This is a genomic window from Enterococcus sp. ARL09-542 (assembly GCF_005234805.1).
GTDB classification, from domain to species: domain Bacteria; phylum Bacillota; class Bacilli; order Lactobacillales; family Enterococcaceae; genus Enterococcus_D; species Enterococcus_D gallinarum.
Window position 1 is genome coordinate 148,273 of the sequence record NZ_QPQX01000008.1, and the last position, 13,633, is coordinate 161,905.

Consider the following 13,633-nt stretch of genomic DNA (forward strand, 5'->3'; position numbering starts at 1 on the left):
TTAATATGGATAAATAAGTATGAATAGTCAGTGGTCTCACAGCTCCTGCCTCAGAAAGGTAGGCATTCTTGCTATACTCTTCTTTACTTCGCGCCAAATGTCTCCCAGGCTGGAACGCTAGAACCTTTCGATGTTTCTTCGATAACTTTCTTTGTTTCGTCCGTTTGATAAGCAGCAACAACTTTTTGATACACTTCGTTGTCTTGATCTTCTTTACGCGCAGCAATGATGTTCACGTATGGGCGAGCCGTTTCATCTACAGGCTCTAAGAAGATCGCATCTTCTGTCGGAACAAAGCCAGCATCCACAGCCATTCCGCTATTGATTACTGAAATATCAACATCTGATAATGCGCGGGCAGTTTGGGCAGCATCTAACTCAGAGATTTTCAACTTTTGATTGTTTTCAGTGATATCCGAAACGGTCGGCGTCTGGCCTGCTGCTTCATCAACTTTGATCAAGCCAGCGCTTTGTAGTAACAACAACGCACGGCCGCCATTGGTGACGTCATTTGGAATTGCTACTGTCGCGCCTTCTTTCAATTCCTTGATATCTTTCACCTTGTCTGAATAAATCCCTAGCGGCGCATTGACTGTATTGCCGATAGAAACAAGATCCGTTCCAAACTCTTTATTGTAATTGTCTAAAAAGAACTGGTGTTGAAAAGAATTTATATCGATAGAACCATCTGCCAACGCCGCATTCGGTTGATTATAATCAGAAAATTGAACATATTCTAAGTTGATACCTTCATCTTTCAAACGATCTTTGACATCATCCCAAACATCCGTGTCGGCACCGATCACTCCAAGTTTGACGGTTACTTCTTTCTCTTTTGTTCCAGCATTGCTATTGCTGCACCCAGTAATAAATAATAATGCCGCACCTACCACGATTGCTTTAAGTAATTTTTTCATTTTCTTCCTCCAATAGTTTCTACTTAATTTTATTTGTTTTTTTTTGTCCTTTTTAGTGGCTGACTTTTTTAACCAACAGATTGCTGACAAATTGACTAAAAAAGACCAAAATTAAAATGATCAGTGTCGCCATGATGGTGACGTCGTTTTGGAAACGATTATAGCCGCGGGTGATCGCCAAGTTTCCTAAACCGCCAGCACCAACTGCACCAGCCATTGCGGTCAGTCCAATCACATTGATGATCGTTAAAGCAGAGACGCGAATGATCCCAGCCAACCCTTCGGGTAAATAGACCCGCACAATAATTCCCAATGGACTGGTTCCCATTGCTTCTGCCGCTTCAATAACCCCAGGATCAACTTCTAATAGGGCAATTTCGATTTGACGAGCAAAGAAAGGAATGATCCCTGCAATCAATGGAACCAAAGCAGCTGTTTCCCCAATCGTTGTTCCTACGATCAAACGAGTCGTCGTTCCTAACAAAGCCAATAGGATAATAAAAGGAATGGAACGTACGATGTTGATGATTTTATCCAAAAGTTCAAATAATCCGCGGCTTTCCAAAATACCTCCTGGTCGGGTCACGACAAGAACAATGCCCAAAATGATTCCTAAAATCCCTGCAATCAGTGCTGTCCAAAAGGTCATGTATAATGTTTGGATCGTTGCTTCTACAAATTCATCAGAGATAGCAACGACATTGGGAAAATACCGTTCAAAAAAAGTGCTCATCTAAAATCCTCCTTCAATCACGTTATTCAATGGTTCCGCGTGATTTTGCTTAATGATATTCGTGTAAACACCTTGATCCGCGAGAAAATCTAATGCTCGTTTACGCTGCCCATATTCCCCTGATAAACTAACGATCAAACTACCGATGGGAACATCTTGCAGAATCTCTACGTTTCCGTAGAGGATATTCGTCGTAACTTGATAACGACTAAACAATTGTGCGATCAATGGTTCATTGGTCTGATCCCCAACATAAGACAGTTCCACCAGCCATTCGTTGGCAGCCAATGAGGAGAATTTCGCACTGCCGAGAATCGTTTCCAGCGCTTGATCAATATGAGTAGCAGTCCGAATAAAGTCTTTTGTCAGCGGTTTTGCCGGCTGGCTAAAAATTTGAACACTCTTTCCTTGTTCAATGATCTCGCCATTTTCCATTACAGCGACTTTATTACAGATTTCTTTCACCACTTGCATCTCATGAGTGATAATGACGATCGTCAACCCTAATTTACGATTGAGTTTTTTCAATAATGCAAGTATCTGTAATGTTGTCTTAGGATCAAGTGCGCTAGTCGCCTCATCGCAGAGCAAGATCTCTGGGTCGTTGGCTAATGCTCGTGCGATGGCGACTCGCTGCTTTTGTCCCCCTGAAAGTTGACTAGGAAACGACCTTGCCTTTTCTTCCAGTCCAACCAAGGACAGCAATTCTGTCACTTTTTGACGACGTTCCTGTTTGGAGATTCCTGCATATTTCAAGGAAAAATCCACGTTGTCAAAGACATTCCGGCTATCCATCAAATTGAAATGCTGAAAGATCATTCCGATCGTTTTCCTTTTTTCTCTTAATGCTTTAGCCGGTAATGCGGTCAATTCAGTCTGATTGACTACGACACTCCCTGACGTTGGCCGCTGCAATAAATTGATTACGCGTACCAGGGTACTTTTACCCGCGCCGGAATAGCCGACGATCCCATAAACATCGCCTTTATCTACTTCTAGTGACACATTTTTGACCGCTTGGATCGTCTCCTTGTTTGGTTGTGTAAATGTCACCGATACATCCTTTAATGAAATCATTTTTTTCCTCCTTATTATCGCCGATTGATTAACTAGTTGATTTTTTGGGGATGATCAACTACGCTTCCTCCGGTCACCTACTACTGCTCATCATCTGCTCGTCTACTCTATGCTTCGCCTACAGTTGCTTCTAAGCTGACGCTAAGAAGAACTTGCATGGTCTTTGACCAATCGCAGTGATTCGGGGTGAGGTTACTACGCTCCCTCCGGTCGCCTAGTACTGTTCATCATCTGCTCGGGTCTTTGACCAATCGCAGTGATTCACAGCAAAAAGGCGTCCTCAAGCAAGCCAGTTATGGCTTGCTTGAGGACGCCTTTTTGCGTGTTACCACCTCAGTTTAAGCTATATTCACATATAGCTCCTCTTCGAGTACGATCATACTCTAGCAAGATAACGGATGCTGCCGTCGCCGCCTTGCATCATTGCTCGGGACGAATCACTCCTTGGCCATTTTCCAAAATTCGTTTCCTGCTTCTTTTCAGCTACCGAAGCTCTCTGTTTAGGAACATTCCTTTTGTACTTACCAATTCATCGTGTTGACTCTATTTTTTTATGCCGCTTTTTATTTTCAAAGATCGATGAAAACAAAAAAAGTCCTTTTACCAGCATCTGCTGATAAAAGGACGATCACTCGTGTTACCACCTTTTGTTCAGAAGGTTTCCCTTCCCTCAACCCAACGTCTATCAAGAAAATTCCATCAAGAGATTGGTGCTCCTTTTAACGGTAGAGCAGATTCCGTGATTGCCTACTTATCGACAATCAATCCTCCAAGGCCATTTTTCAACGTTTCAGACTTAACTCTTTCCACCAACCAGAGTCTCTCTTTAAAGTATCTACGATTACTTTCCTTATCAACGGATAGTTATTCTTGTTGAAATGTACTTTACCGGAAAAAGGATACCTTGTCAATCAGAAAACTATTTTTTTTCAGAATTTTTTGGCAATGCTAGAATCTGGGCATAGCGATCTTGCCAGATCCGCTCATACCAATGAATGATTTCAGCAGCTGACCAGCCTTCGGATGCATAAGTAGTCGTTGCTTGCTGATACAACACATTCTGATACCCTAATCCATGGGCAAATTTGATCGTGCCATCCATACAAAATTCAGTTTGCGCACCGATCCATTCGATGCTGCGAACATGGTGCTTTGTCAACAAGGACTGTAAGGAGGTATTGAAAAAGCTATTCGCATGAGTCTTGCGCAAAAACAAGTCGGTTGCTTGCACAGCCAAATCTGGATGTAAGAGCCATTCATCTGTTTGGTAGCCGAGTTCTTCTTCCTCATGCTGCACAAATAAAACGGGGCGTTGTGCATGACGGTAAGTTTGGATCCGCTGGTTGGCAAACAACAGCAGCGAATCGAGATGATCCAGTTTGGTGCCATTGTTTGAACACACGCCTTTTTGTAAATCAACGATGATCAGAATATCTTGCATCCACTTCTCCTTTAGTTTTGGTATAAGATTCCTTTATCAGCCAACAATTGCTTTGCTTGCTCTAACTCTGCTGCTTCTTGGTAGCGTAACGTATGGAGATGGATCCCATTGGTCAAATCAGAAAGCAGGCGGGCTTGTGAATGCTGGTATTTCCGCATAAAGTCTGCGACATCTTGTTCCGTTTTGATCCGCAGATTCCCTGTTAATTCCCCATAAATCTCATGCTCAACGATCACATCAATCACTTCGATTCCGCAAGAGACAAATGTCAACAATTCTTCTTCTGTTTGTTCCGGACGGTGTTGCACAGCAAGTTTGCTGACATGACCTGTCTCACTTGCAGCTTCTAAGCGGTAACCGCGAGCGGTAGCCACGATAGCCTCTCCTGCTGCTCGCAACAAGGCAATGTCACCAACGATGATTTGGCGGCTGACACCTAACTTACCCGCTAATTTACTAGCACTGATCGGTTTCTCGGCGGTCTGCAACTGTTTGATGATTGCTTCCCGTCGTGTTGCTCCATCCATCATTATCCCTCCAATTGATTCTTTTGATAAGTGCGAGAATGTTCCATGATCGACTCAAAGGTTACGACAATCGTTTCTTCGAAGGCTTTATTGGAAACGGACTGGCGAACATTGTTCAAAACAGCTTCTTCCCGAGATTCATCCAGAACTGCTGTCTGTTCCTGTTTTTTCCATTGGACGATTTCACTGACTGCTGTCATGCGTTTTTCTAATAATTCTGTCAGTTCTCGATCAATCGCATCGATCGTCTCCCGTTGATGATCGATAGCAGCAACGACTTCTGTCGTGCTTTTAGTTGCGGGAGCGACATCTTTTGCGATCTCTTCGATGGTTTCACCAGATTCAATGGTTTTGATGATCCGAGCTGGATTTCCAGCGATCACCACGTTATCAGGGAACGATTTAGTCACGACACTTCCCGCACCAACGACCACGTTATCGCCTAAGCGAACACCTGGAAGGATAACTGCACCGCCACCGATCCAAGCATTGTCGCCAACTGTAATTGGTGCGCCATACTCAAGGCCACTATTACGCTTGACTGGATGCAATGGATGAGAAGCTGTAAAGAGACGAACATTTGGTGCTAGCATACAGTTATCACCAAAGGTAATGGGACAAACATCTAAAAAGATACAATCATAATTGGCATAGAAATTTTTTCCAACTGAAATATTATAGCCGTAATCAAAGCGGACATTCGGTTCGATATAGATACGGCCAGCCACTTGACCAAATGTCTCTTTTAGCAGTTGTTCTTTGATCATCGGTTCGGATTCCCGATTGATCAAGTGCATTTGTTCTCTGGCAAATTTGCGATCGGCAACTAATTCTGGATCTGGTGAAAAATACAATTCACCAGCAATCATTTTTTCTTTTTCTGTACGTTCTGTCATAATGTGCCTCCATACTCCTTTTCAATTTTAGTGTGAGAGTTTTGCAAAAACTGTTTCCCCACTTGCTAAAACTTGAGGAGTCGTATTTTGTTCAAGCATTGTTTGGTTGATGATCAAGCAATTCTGGCTATTTTGATACTGCAACAAACCAGCAAAAGGATAGACTTGTAATGAGGTGCCTACCACGACCACTAGCTGTGCATTGGCCACAGCGTTGATAGCTGCAGTAATTGTTTCTTCGCTGAAACCTTCTTCATACAAGACGATCGCTGGACGAATCTGTCCACCGCAATCGGCATGATGCCAGTCTGTCAAATAGGTTTGCCAAGGAACTTCTGCACCGCATTGACGGCAGTAACAGCGGTAAAGGGTTCCGTGGAAATCAATACGCTGCTGACTCCCCGCCTGTTGATGGAGGCCATCAATGTTTTGCGAGACTACCCAAACGTTCCGTTCTTGAGCGAACTCTGCCATCGTCTGATGGATCACATTGGGCTTTGCTTCAGGATGGTAGAGATGTTTGACAAATTGATAAAATTTATCCGGCTCTCTGACCATACAAGTATGACTCAACAGATATTCTGGCGCTTCAATGCCATGATAAATCCCTTTCAAAGAGCGGTAATCCGGAATACCGGAAGGGGTTGAAACGCCCGCTCCTGTCAAAAAAGTGATAGACTCGGCAGCTTGAATCTTTTCGACAGCTGTTTCAATCGATACTAACATTTTGCTGAACTCCTTCCGTGATTGTTCTACTTTTTAATAGTATACCTAATTTCCCCATTTTTTATAACCATCATCCGCGATTTTTCACAAACCTTCCCTTGAAAAAGCCTCAACAGGAAGGAAATCTTCACTTGGAATTTTCAGCTCATTTCATTGATTCTTTCATGACATTCTACAAAAAACGTGGTAAACTATTCACGAATCAAAGTGAGGTGAAATACATTGGTAGCATCTATTATTTATTGGGCAATGATCATCATCAGTTTCGGCTGGTTGGCAGTTAGCTTATACTTCTCTATTTTCTATTTATCTCGTAAAGAAAATGGAAATCTATGGGCGTTTGCTTTCTTAAATGTCATCACAGCAATCATTCAAGCACTCGTTCTATTGGTTTATCGTACATTAGGTCAAGACTGGGGCGTTACACAATACTCAAGTCTCATTTATTTAGCTCTAAGCTTATTACTAGGTCTGACAGTTATTCAAGCTGTCTTAGGCCGCGAACCAAAAGCCAAAGTTGCTTAAAGTAGCCGAAAGTAAAGAAAAGCAGTTCCCTTTTCCAAAGAAAAGAGACTGCTTTTTTTGTTGAAAAGAATTGACAAATCCACCTTTTTCTTCTACACTCGATTAAGTATCATAATCAAATACGAGTATCCTTTAACATTTAGGTAGAGGTCGCGAGGTTCATTAATCCTGCTGAGTGAAGCAACACGTCAAAAGCAGAGCTAGGGAACATCGCCGAAACAAACTGATTCTTGCTTGAATTATTTTGTTGGGACGCAAGTGAACAACTTGCGTACTGTCTTAGCTTGGCTAAGTTGCGCTATGTTTTGTGAAAGGTTTGTCGACGAAATTGTCAACAGCCGTTTTCCAATCATGGAGTACGGCTGTTTTTTTGTTACCTTTGCCTGTCTGTAGTGCCACTCGTGAAAGGAAAGAGAAAATGAAGAAAATGAATTGGTTTTGGGCATTTTTCGCCCTCTGTTTCACACTTGTCAATGTATCGATGACTGCTCATGCAGATGATCAAACTCCAGCTGATCAGTTTCGAGTGGGGATGGAAGCGGGTTATGCCCCTTTCAACTGGACCCAAACCACCGATGCCCATGGAGCGGTACCTATTTCTGGCGAGAAAGGGTCTGCCTATGCTGGCGGTTATGACGTTCAAATCGCGAAGAAAATCGCTGATGGTCTTGGCAAAGAATTAGTGATCGTCAAAACACAATGGGATGGCCTGGCACCTGCATTACAATCAGGGACCATTGATGCGGTAATCGCTGGGATGTCCCCTACAGCCGAACGACGGGAACAAATCGATTTTACCGATCCTTACTACGAATCGAACTTAGTCGTTGTCGTTCAAAAAGATGGTAAATTCGCAAATGCGAAAAGTTTAGCTGATTTGACAGGTGCAAAAATCACCGCCCAATTAAATACATTCCATTACACAGTGATCGATCAAATTCCAGAAGTACAAAAAGAACAAGCCATGAAAGATTTTTCTTCCATGCGCGTCGCGTTGGCTTCAGGCATCATTGACGGGTACGTCAGCGAACGTCCTGAAGGCGTCACTGCTACAGGGGCAAATCCTGATCTGAAGATGATCGAATTTGCCGAAGGTCAAGGTTTTGAAACCAACCCAGAGGATGTCCAAGTTGCCGTTGGTATGCGCAAAGGTGACCCCGATGTCCAAAAGGTCAACGAGATTCTAGCGACGATCCCTCAAAGTGAACGCACGAAACTCATGGATGCGGCTATCGAAGAGCAGCCTGCGGACACCAGCGGAGATTCAGCGAATCAAGGTCTGCTGGCCGATTTCAAAAAAATCATCGATGACTATGGTTCTCTATTTTTACGAGGGGCAGGATTGACGCTTTTCATTGCGATCGTTTCTACTGTCGTCGGATTATTGATTGGTCTATTAGTCGGTGTCTTTCGGACGCTGCCAGCTGCTGAAAATCCTGTAAGTCGCTTTTTCCAAAAATTGATCAATGCATTATTGACGATCTATATTGAAGTTTTCCGTGGCACACCAATGATGGTACAAGCTATGGTCATTTTTTATGGGACTGCTCTAGCATTTGGTGTTTCCATGAATCGTACGATTTCGGCATTATTGATCGTTTCTATCAATACAGGAGCCTATATGTCTGAAATCGTCCGTGGCGGGATCTTTGCAGTGGATGATGGTCAATTTGAAGCAGCACAAGCAATTGGAATGACTCACTGGCAAACGATGTTCAAAGTTGTCTTGCCACAAGTTATGCGAAATATCTTACCAGCAACAGGTAACGAAATCATCATCAATATCAAAGATACTGCCGTGTTGAGCGTAATCAGTGTCGCCGATCTTTTCTTCCAAGGAACATCGGCTGCCGGAACAAATTATCAATACTTCCAAACATTTGCGATCATCGGTGCAATCTATCTCGTTTTGACAATCTCTGCGACTCAAATTTTACGTTTTGTTGAACGCAAAATGGATGGTCCTAGTTCTTATGTCAAACTAGAAGATATCAACCCAGAATAAGGAGGAAGACAGATGTCAGCAATTATCGAAATCGATCATTTAAAGAAAAGTTTTGGCGACAATGTCGTTTTGAAAGACATTAGTCTTTCGGTCAATAAAGGTGAAGTCGTAACGATTATCGGCTCCTCCGGTTCAGGGAAATCCACACTGCTTCGGTGTATCAATCTTTTAGAAAAGCCAACCAGTGGAAAAATCATTTATATGGGCGAAAATGTCCTAGAAAAAGGATACAGCTTACCAAACTATCGGACTCATTTAGGGATGGTGTTCCAGTCCTTCAACCTTTTTAATAACATGGATGTTCTGGAAAATTGTGTCACGGGCCAAGTCACTGTTCTAAAAAGAAATCGCGCCGAAGCAGAAAAAATTGCTCGGGAGAATTTGGAAAAAGTCGGCATGAGCCGCTACGTCAAAGCAAAACCGGCTCAATTATCTGGTGGACAAAAGCAACGGGTAGCCATTGCCCGGGCATTGTCAATGGATCCTGATGTGATGTTATTCGATGAACCAACTTCAGCTCTTGATCCAGAGATGGTCGGAGAAGTTTTGAAAACGATGAATGCGTTAGCTCATACTGGGCTGACTATGGTCATCGTGACCCATGAGATGGGCTTTGCTAAAGAAGTCTCTGACCGAGTGATCTTCATGGACAAAGGTGTGATCGCTGAAGAAGGCACACCAGAAGAAATCTTTATCCATCCAAAAGAACAGCGGACGAAAGAATTTCTATCGCGGGTACTTAATTGATCCTGTGCTGAACTAGGGTACAAGTTGCAGACAAAATGATTTAGACGAACAGTCAGTGCCTTCCTGTCTTACAAGAGGGCATTGCTTGTCCTTACCGAATCATCTTCTTGTCGCTTGTTCCCTGGTTTCTTTTTTTGGCCTTGGTCAACTAAGAGTTGCTATTTGATCATTTTTTTGTTATTTTTTTTAAAACTAGAGAACTATAGGAGTAAGTTGATATGAAGAAAAAGTTACGTATTCAAGACTATTTGTATGTTGGTTCTATGTTGTTTGGTCTATTTTTTGGTGCGGGAAATTTGATTTTCCCAGTGCATATGGGACAAGAAGCTGGTAGTAATGTAGCCCTTGCCAATTTAGGTTTCTTAGTGACCGGAATTGGGTTACCATTCTTAGGCGTTATCGCATTTGGTCTTTCCCAAAGTACGGGTGTCTTCGAATTAGCTTCACGGATCAACCGCCGTTATGCCATTATTTTCACTGTGTTGCTTTATTTAGTGATTGGTCCTTTTTTTGCACTCCCTCGGTTAGCCACAACTTCCTTTGAGATCGGACTTGTACCCTTTGTTTCCCAAGATCTCCAAGCACCCTTGTTGGCCGTATTTTCACTATTATTCTTTGGGGCTGCGTGGTGGTTCTCACGCAAGCCTAGTAAGATATTGGATTACGTAGGAAAATTCTTGAATCCCCTCTTTTTGGTATTGCTTGGCTTACTTTTAGTCTTTGCTTTTACGCAGCCAATGGGTACAATCCAAGAGGCGCCTGTTTCTCCGCTTTACCAAGAACACGCCTTCTTCACCGGCTTCACAAATGGGTACAATACGTTGGATGCACTAGCCTCATTAGCCTTTGGCATCATTATTGTGACTGCGATCCGTAACATGGGTATCACGAAACCTTCCGAAATCGCGAAAGATACGATTCTTTCTGGCTCTATCAGTATCTTTCTGATGGGGATCATCTACACATTGCTTTCCTACATGGGAGCGATGAGCCTAGGAAAATTTGCGATCAGTGCCAATGGTGGGATCGCTTTAGCACAAGTAGCCAACCATTACTTAGGCCGCTCTGGAAGTCTGCTCTTAGCATTGATCGTCATTTTAGCTTGTTTGAAAACTGCGATCGGATTGATCACCGCATTTGCCGAAACCTTTGCAGAATTGTTTCCTGCAAGAAGCTACTTGTTTTTCAGTGCTGTTGCCAGCATTCTACCAGCGATCTTTGCAAATATCGGTCTGACGAAAATCATTGAGTTTTCAACTCCTGTTCTGATGTTTGTCTATCCGCTGGCCATTACATTGATTTTGTTGGCGATTATTAGTCCATTGTTCCAGCATCGTGCCAGTGTGTACCGTATGACCACTTATTTCACCCTGGTGGCAGCCGTTATTGACGGATTAAATGCTTGCCCGGCATTGATTAGAGACACTGCTGTCGTTCAGCAGTTATTGAAATTTGCAGAGCAATACTTGCCGTTCTTCAAAATCGGCATGGGTTGGCTGGCACCTGCAATCATCGGTTTCATCATAGGTCTCGTTTGGGCTTGGTGCAAAAAAGAACCGAAATCCGTCAAAAATCATTAATTCAAAAAAAATGACCTACCATTTTTGAAAGGTAGGCCATTTTTTTTGATAAAAGACTGACAGTTGAAACAAAAACAGGTACAATAGACCCATTAAAGGAGGATATTTATGTTTTACGAAGAACTTATGATGGATCCGCAAACGTTGATCAAATTTAAATTATTCCGGCGCATGCTTACTTTACAAAATCCAAATCATCCAATCGCGCAATTAGCCAAAGAAATGGACTTGAGCTATCAGCAAACATTCATTGAGTTGACTGAGATCGATCAAGATTTACACGAGTTGACCCCGGATCACTTGTCAATACTTGGACGTGGTGGCAAGCTGCAGCCCCAAAATATTGCGGCAACGATTGATGAGTACCGGTTTTATCTTTTGAACAAGAGCGTACCATTCTTATATGTTCTTTATATGCTGAATGAAGAAAATCCTACCATTACGGATTTTTGCAAGAAATATGATGTCAGCCGTTCAACAGTATCCCGAAAATTCGAACATCTAAAAAACCATTTGAAGCAGTTTCAATTGCGTTTTACTTATACAGAATCGAATCTCGTTGGCGACGAGCGCTTAGTGCGTCTTTCCTTATTCAATATCATTTGGTTAGGCGTCCGGGGGATCAAATGGCCTTTTGCCGTTTCTGAGTCTGATGCAGAAGCTTTCGTCGATGAGTTTGCTAGCTATTTTCCTATCTCTCGTTCTTATCTAGGGAAGCTAGAGTTAAAATATTTTGCTGCGTTGGTCCTTTTACGCATTAGAAAAGCGAATTTTGCAAAATACGACCGCCGTTATAATTTTTTGATGAAAAACAATCGCTATTATGATTTCAATCGCTTGCGTACCACGTTGACTGCCGATACTGAATTAACAGAAAAACAGCTTAAAGGAGAATCAAGTTTTATCTATTTGCTCTCCCAAATGCTACCCTTCTACTTGTCTGAGGAAGATCCTTCCTTGCAACAAACATTGACATTCTATACGACTAAACAGAATCCGATCTATCCGTTAGTTTTTGATTTCCTTGCCCAAATGAAACAGACCTATTTTGCTGGACAGCAGGAACTTTTAGATGATCCTATCTTGATTGGTAATCTAATCAATGCGACCTTTGGCAACTACGTCTTTCGACAACCGTTTCCTAATATTTACCGGCTGCTCACCCTTTCCATGGGACATGGTCTGCCACAGGAACAATTGCATCAGCATATCGATCAATTCTTTACCGACTATCGCTCTTCCAATAATGTAGACTATATCAATGACACCAATCAAGAACAGTTAGCAGCGATGTTTACTCACGTCTTGTTACCATTCTATGATAAGATCCGCTACGCCAATCGGCTGCATGTCGGTGTCGTTTTGGAAGACAACTTTTTACTTGTCCAATCCTTGAATCAATTTCTGCAAGATCTGACCTTTGTGCAAGCGGATCCTTATGATCCGCAATTGAAGGAACCCTATGATTTAGTGATTAGTTCCAATCAATTGATGAAAAAAATGAACCCAACGATGGCAACTTATCTATGGGATTATGCAGCTGCTGATGCTCAATACATCGATCTTTATCGTACGTTGAAAAAATACTTCAATGAAAAAAATCAGCACGTGTAACCGAATCGTTATCTTTTCTTAAGAACTTCCGAAAACTTTTGTCACAGAATATTCATATTTAGTTAGTATAGTATAAGCATACCAACAAACAACCCTAACACTTTTTCATTTTTAACTCCTTCCCGCCGGCCACCCACCGGCGGGTAATTTTTTGTCTCTTTTTCTCTAGAAAGCAATCTTTAAAACTTTCCAAGCTTTTCTCCACAAAAAATTCACATTTGCCGACTATAGTATAAGCATACCAACAAACAACCCTAACTAACACTTTTCATTTTTAACTCCTAGCCTGTCAGCCACCCACTGACAGGCTCCTTTTTTTGTAAAATTCCTTTCTGTAGTACAATCAATACAAAAAGGGGAGCTTTATGACAAACACCATTGAAACGGTTGATCAGTATATTGCTGGCTTTCCGGATCATTCCACTGTATTGCAGGAGGTCCGAAATTTGATCAAAACAGTCCTGCCGGATGCCGAAGAGCGGATTCGTTATCAGATGCCAACCTATTTCCAAACAGAGAATATCGTCCACTTTGCCTGTGCAAAAGAGCACATAGGATTTTATCCAACACCCTCTGCCATTCTTGCTTTTGAAAAAGAATGGCAGTCTTATAAGACCAGTAAAGGAACAATCCGTTTTTCGTTTACAGAACCTATTCCTTATGATTTGATTGCTCGAATAACCGCTTGGCGTTTGCAAGAAGTTTTAGCGAAAACAACTACCGATTAACTAAAAAAGTGTAACAAAAAAGTCTGTGAGTGTAATAAAACGGTTCTATAATATTTTGTGTTGGTGGAAAATCGAAGGCGATTTTCTACTAACACTTTTTCTTCGTTTCAACTCAAA

13 protein-coding genes, 1 riboswitch and 2 other annotated features are annotated in these 13,633 nt (G+C 42.2%); of the genes, 6 read left to right on the plus strand and 7 right to left on the minus strand.

Annotated features, from left to right (window positions below; genetic code table 11):
• Positions 1 to 83: 83 nt before the first annotated feature.
• From DVW06_RS10500 to DVW06_RS10530, 7 genes are all read right to left on the minus strand, one after another.
• The gene (locus DVW06_RS10500) at positions 84 to 917 is read right to left on the minus strand and encodes a MetQ/NlpA family ABC transporter substrate-binding protein (RefSeq protein ID WP_003128136.1); all 834 of its coding nucleotides are present in this window, start codon (positions 915 to 917) and stop codon (positions 84 to 86) included.
• Positions 918 to 969: 52 nt separating this feature from the next.
• Positions 970 to 1,650 carry a methionine ABC transporter permease gene (locus DVW06_RS10505; RefSeq protein ID WP_003128135.1) on the minus strand — a complete coding sequence of 227 codons (681 nt, stop codon included), beginning with the start codon at positions 1,648 to 1,650 and terminating at the stop codon, positions 970 to 972.
• Positions 1,651 to 2,727, minus strand: coding sequence for a methionine ABC transporter ATP-binding protein (locus tag DVW06_RS10510; RefSeq protein WP_005470105.1), 1,077 nt, complete (start codon positions 2,725 to 2,727; stop codon positions 1,651 to 1,653).
• Positions 2,728 to 3,030: 303 nt separating this feature from the next.
• Positions 3,031 to 3,269 (minus strand) — a binding site (T-box leader).
• A 75-nt stretch (positions 3,270 to 3,344) separates the two neighbouring features.
• Positions 3,345 to 3,593: a binding site (T-box leader), on the minus strand.
• A gap of 53 nt (positions 3,594 to 3,646) precedes the next feature.
• The gene (locus tag DVW06_RS10515) at positions 3,647 to 4,168 is read right to left on the minus strand and encodes an isochorismatase family protein (RefSeq protein ID WP_003128133.1); all 522 of its coding nucleotides are present in this window, start codon (positions 4,166 to 4,168) and stop codon (positions 3,647 to 3,649) included.
• Positions 4,169 to 4,179: 11 nt separating this feature from the next.
• Positions 4,180 to 4,698, minus strand: a complete 519-nt coding sequence (locus tag DVW06_RS10520; protein ID WP_003128132.1) for a transcription repressor NadR — start codon at positions 4,696 to 4,698, stop codon at positions 4,180 to 4,182.
• The gene (locus tag DVW06_RS10525) at positions 4,698 to 5,591 is read right to left on the minus strand and encodes a chorismate mutase (protein WP_005470101.1); all 894 of its coding nucleotides are present in this window, start codon (positions 5,589 to 5,591) and stop codon (positions 4,698 to 4,700) included. The genes DVW06_RS10520 and DVW06_RS10525 overlap by 1 nt, the downstream gene beginning before the upstream one ends.
• Before the next feature lie 27 nt (positions 5,592 to 5,618).
• On the minus strand, positions 5,619 to 6,317 hold the full coding sequence (locus tag DVW06_RS10530; protein ID WP_003128130.1) for an NAD-dependent protein deacylase: 699 nt from the start codon (positions 6,315 to 6,317) through the stop codon (positions 5,619 to 5,621).
• 222 nt (positions 6,318 to 6,539) lie between these two features.
• Here DVW06_RS10530 and DVW06_RS10535 point away from each other — a divergent pair, with 222 nt between their 5' ends.
• The 6 genes from DVW06_RS10535 (at position 6,540) to DVW06_RS10565 (ending at position 13,516) form a co-directional block, all read left to right on the plus strand.
• Positions 6,540 to 6,842, plus strand: a complete 303-nt coding sequence (locus DVW06_RS10535; RefSeq protein WP_137264622.1) for a hypothetical protein — start codon at positions 6,540 to 6,542, stop codon at positions 6,840 to 6,842.
• 136 nt (positions 6,843 to 6,978) lie between these two features.
• Positions 6,979 to 7,151: riboswitch (Lysine riboswitch) on the plus strand.
• A 109-nt stretch (positions 7,152 to 7,260) separates the two neighbouring features.
• Positions 7,261 to 8,847: an ABC transporter permease subunit gene (locus DVW06_RS10545; RefSeq protein ID WP_137264623.1), complete on the plus strand. Its 1,587-nt coding sequence runs from the start codon at positions 7,261 to 7,263 to the stop codon at positions 8,845 to 8,847.
• A gap of 12 nt (positions 8,848 to 8,859) precedes the next feature.
• Positions 8,860 to 9,594, plus strand: coding sequence for an amino acid ABC transporter ATP-binding protein (locus DVW06_RS10550; protein ID WP_003128125.1), 735 nt, complete (start codon positions 8,860 to 8,862; stop codon positions 9,592 to 9,594).
• 218 nt (positions 9,595 to 9,812) lie between these two features.
• Entirely contained in the window at positions 9,813 to 11,174 is a 1,362-nt protein-coding gene (gene brnQ / locus DVW06_RS10555; protein ID WP_003128124.1) for a branched-chain amino acid transport system II carrier protein, read from the plus strand.
• Positions 11,175 to 11,282: 108 nt separating this feature from the next.
• On the plus strand, positions 11,283 to 12,788 hold the full coding sequence (locus DVW06_RS10560) for a helix-turn-helix domain-containing protein (protein ID WP_003128122.1): 1,506 nt from the start codon (positions 11,283 to 11,285) through the stop codon (positions 12,786 to 12,788).
• A gap of 365 nt (positions 12,789 to 13,153) precedes the next feature.
• The gene (locus tag DVW06_RS10565) at positions 13,154 to 13,516 is read left to right on the plus strand and encodes an iron chaperone (RefSeq protein WP_003128121.1); all 363 of its coding nucleotides are present in this window, start codon (positions 13,154 to 13,156) and stop codon (positions 13,514 to 13,516) included.
• The last annotated feature ends 117 nt before the right edge of the window (positions 13,517 to 13,633 follow it).

What these genes read in the sequence shown, in the direction of transcription:
- DVW06_RS10560 (WP_003128122.1), top strand. Translation starts at nt 11,283, where the DNA reads ATGTTTTACGAAGAACTTATGATGGATCCGCAAACGTTGATCAAATTT.
- DVW06_RS10565 (WP_003128121.1), top strand. Translation starts at nt 13,154, where the DNA reads ATGACAAACACCATTGAAACGGTTGATCAGTATATTGCTGGCTTTCCG.
- DVW06_RS10505 (WP_003128135.1), bottom strand. Translation starts at nt 1,650, where the DNA reads ATGAGCACTTTTTTTGAACGGTATTTTCCCAATGTCGTTGCTATCTCT.
- brnQ (WP_003128124.1), top strand. Translation starts at nt 9,813, where the DNA reads ATGAAGAAAAAGTTACGTATTCAAGACTATTTGTATGTTGGTTCTATG.
- DVW06_RS10550 (WP_003128125.1), top strand. Translation starts at nt 8,860, where the DNA reads ATGTCAGCAATTATCGAAATCGATCATTTAAAGAAAAGTTTTGGCGAC.
- DVW06_RS10525 (WP_005470101.1), bottom strand. Translation starts at nt 5,591, where the DNA reads ATGACAGAACGTACAGAAAAAGAAAAAATGATTGCTGGTGAATTGTAT.
- DVW06_RS10530 (WP_003128130.1), bottom strand. Translation starts at nt 6,317, where the DNA reads ATGTTAGTATCGATTGAAACAGCTGTCGAAAAGATTCAAGCTGCCGAG.
- DVW06_RS10545 (WP_137264623.1), top strand. Translation starts at nt 7,261, where the DNA reads ATGAAGAAAATGAATTGGTTTTGGGCATTTTTCGCCCTCTGTTTCACA.
- DVW06_RS10515 (WP_003128133.1), bottom strand. Translation starts at nt 4,168, where the DNA reads ATGCAAGATATTCTGATCATCGTTGATTTACAAAAAGGCGTGTGTTCA.
- DVW06_RS10500 (WP_003128136.1), bottom strand. Translation starts at nt 917, where the DNA reads ATGAAAAAATTACTTAAAGCAATCGTGGTAGGTGCGGCATTATTATTT.
- DVW06_RS10510 (WP_005470105.1), bottom strand. Translation starts at nt 2,727, where the DNA reads ATGATTTCATTAAAGGATGTATCGGTGACATTTACACAACCAAACAAG.
- DVW06_RS10520 (WP_003128132.1), bottom strand. Translation starts at nt 4,698, where the DNA reads ATGATGGATGGAGCAACACGACGGGAAGCAATCATCAAACAGTTGCAG.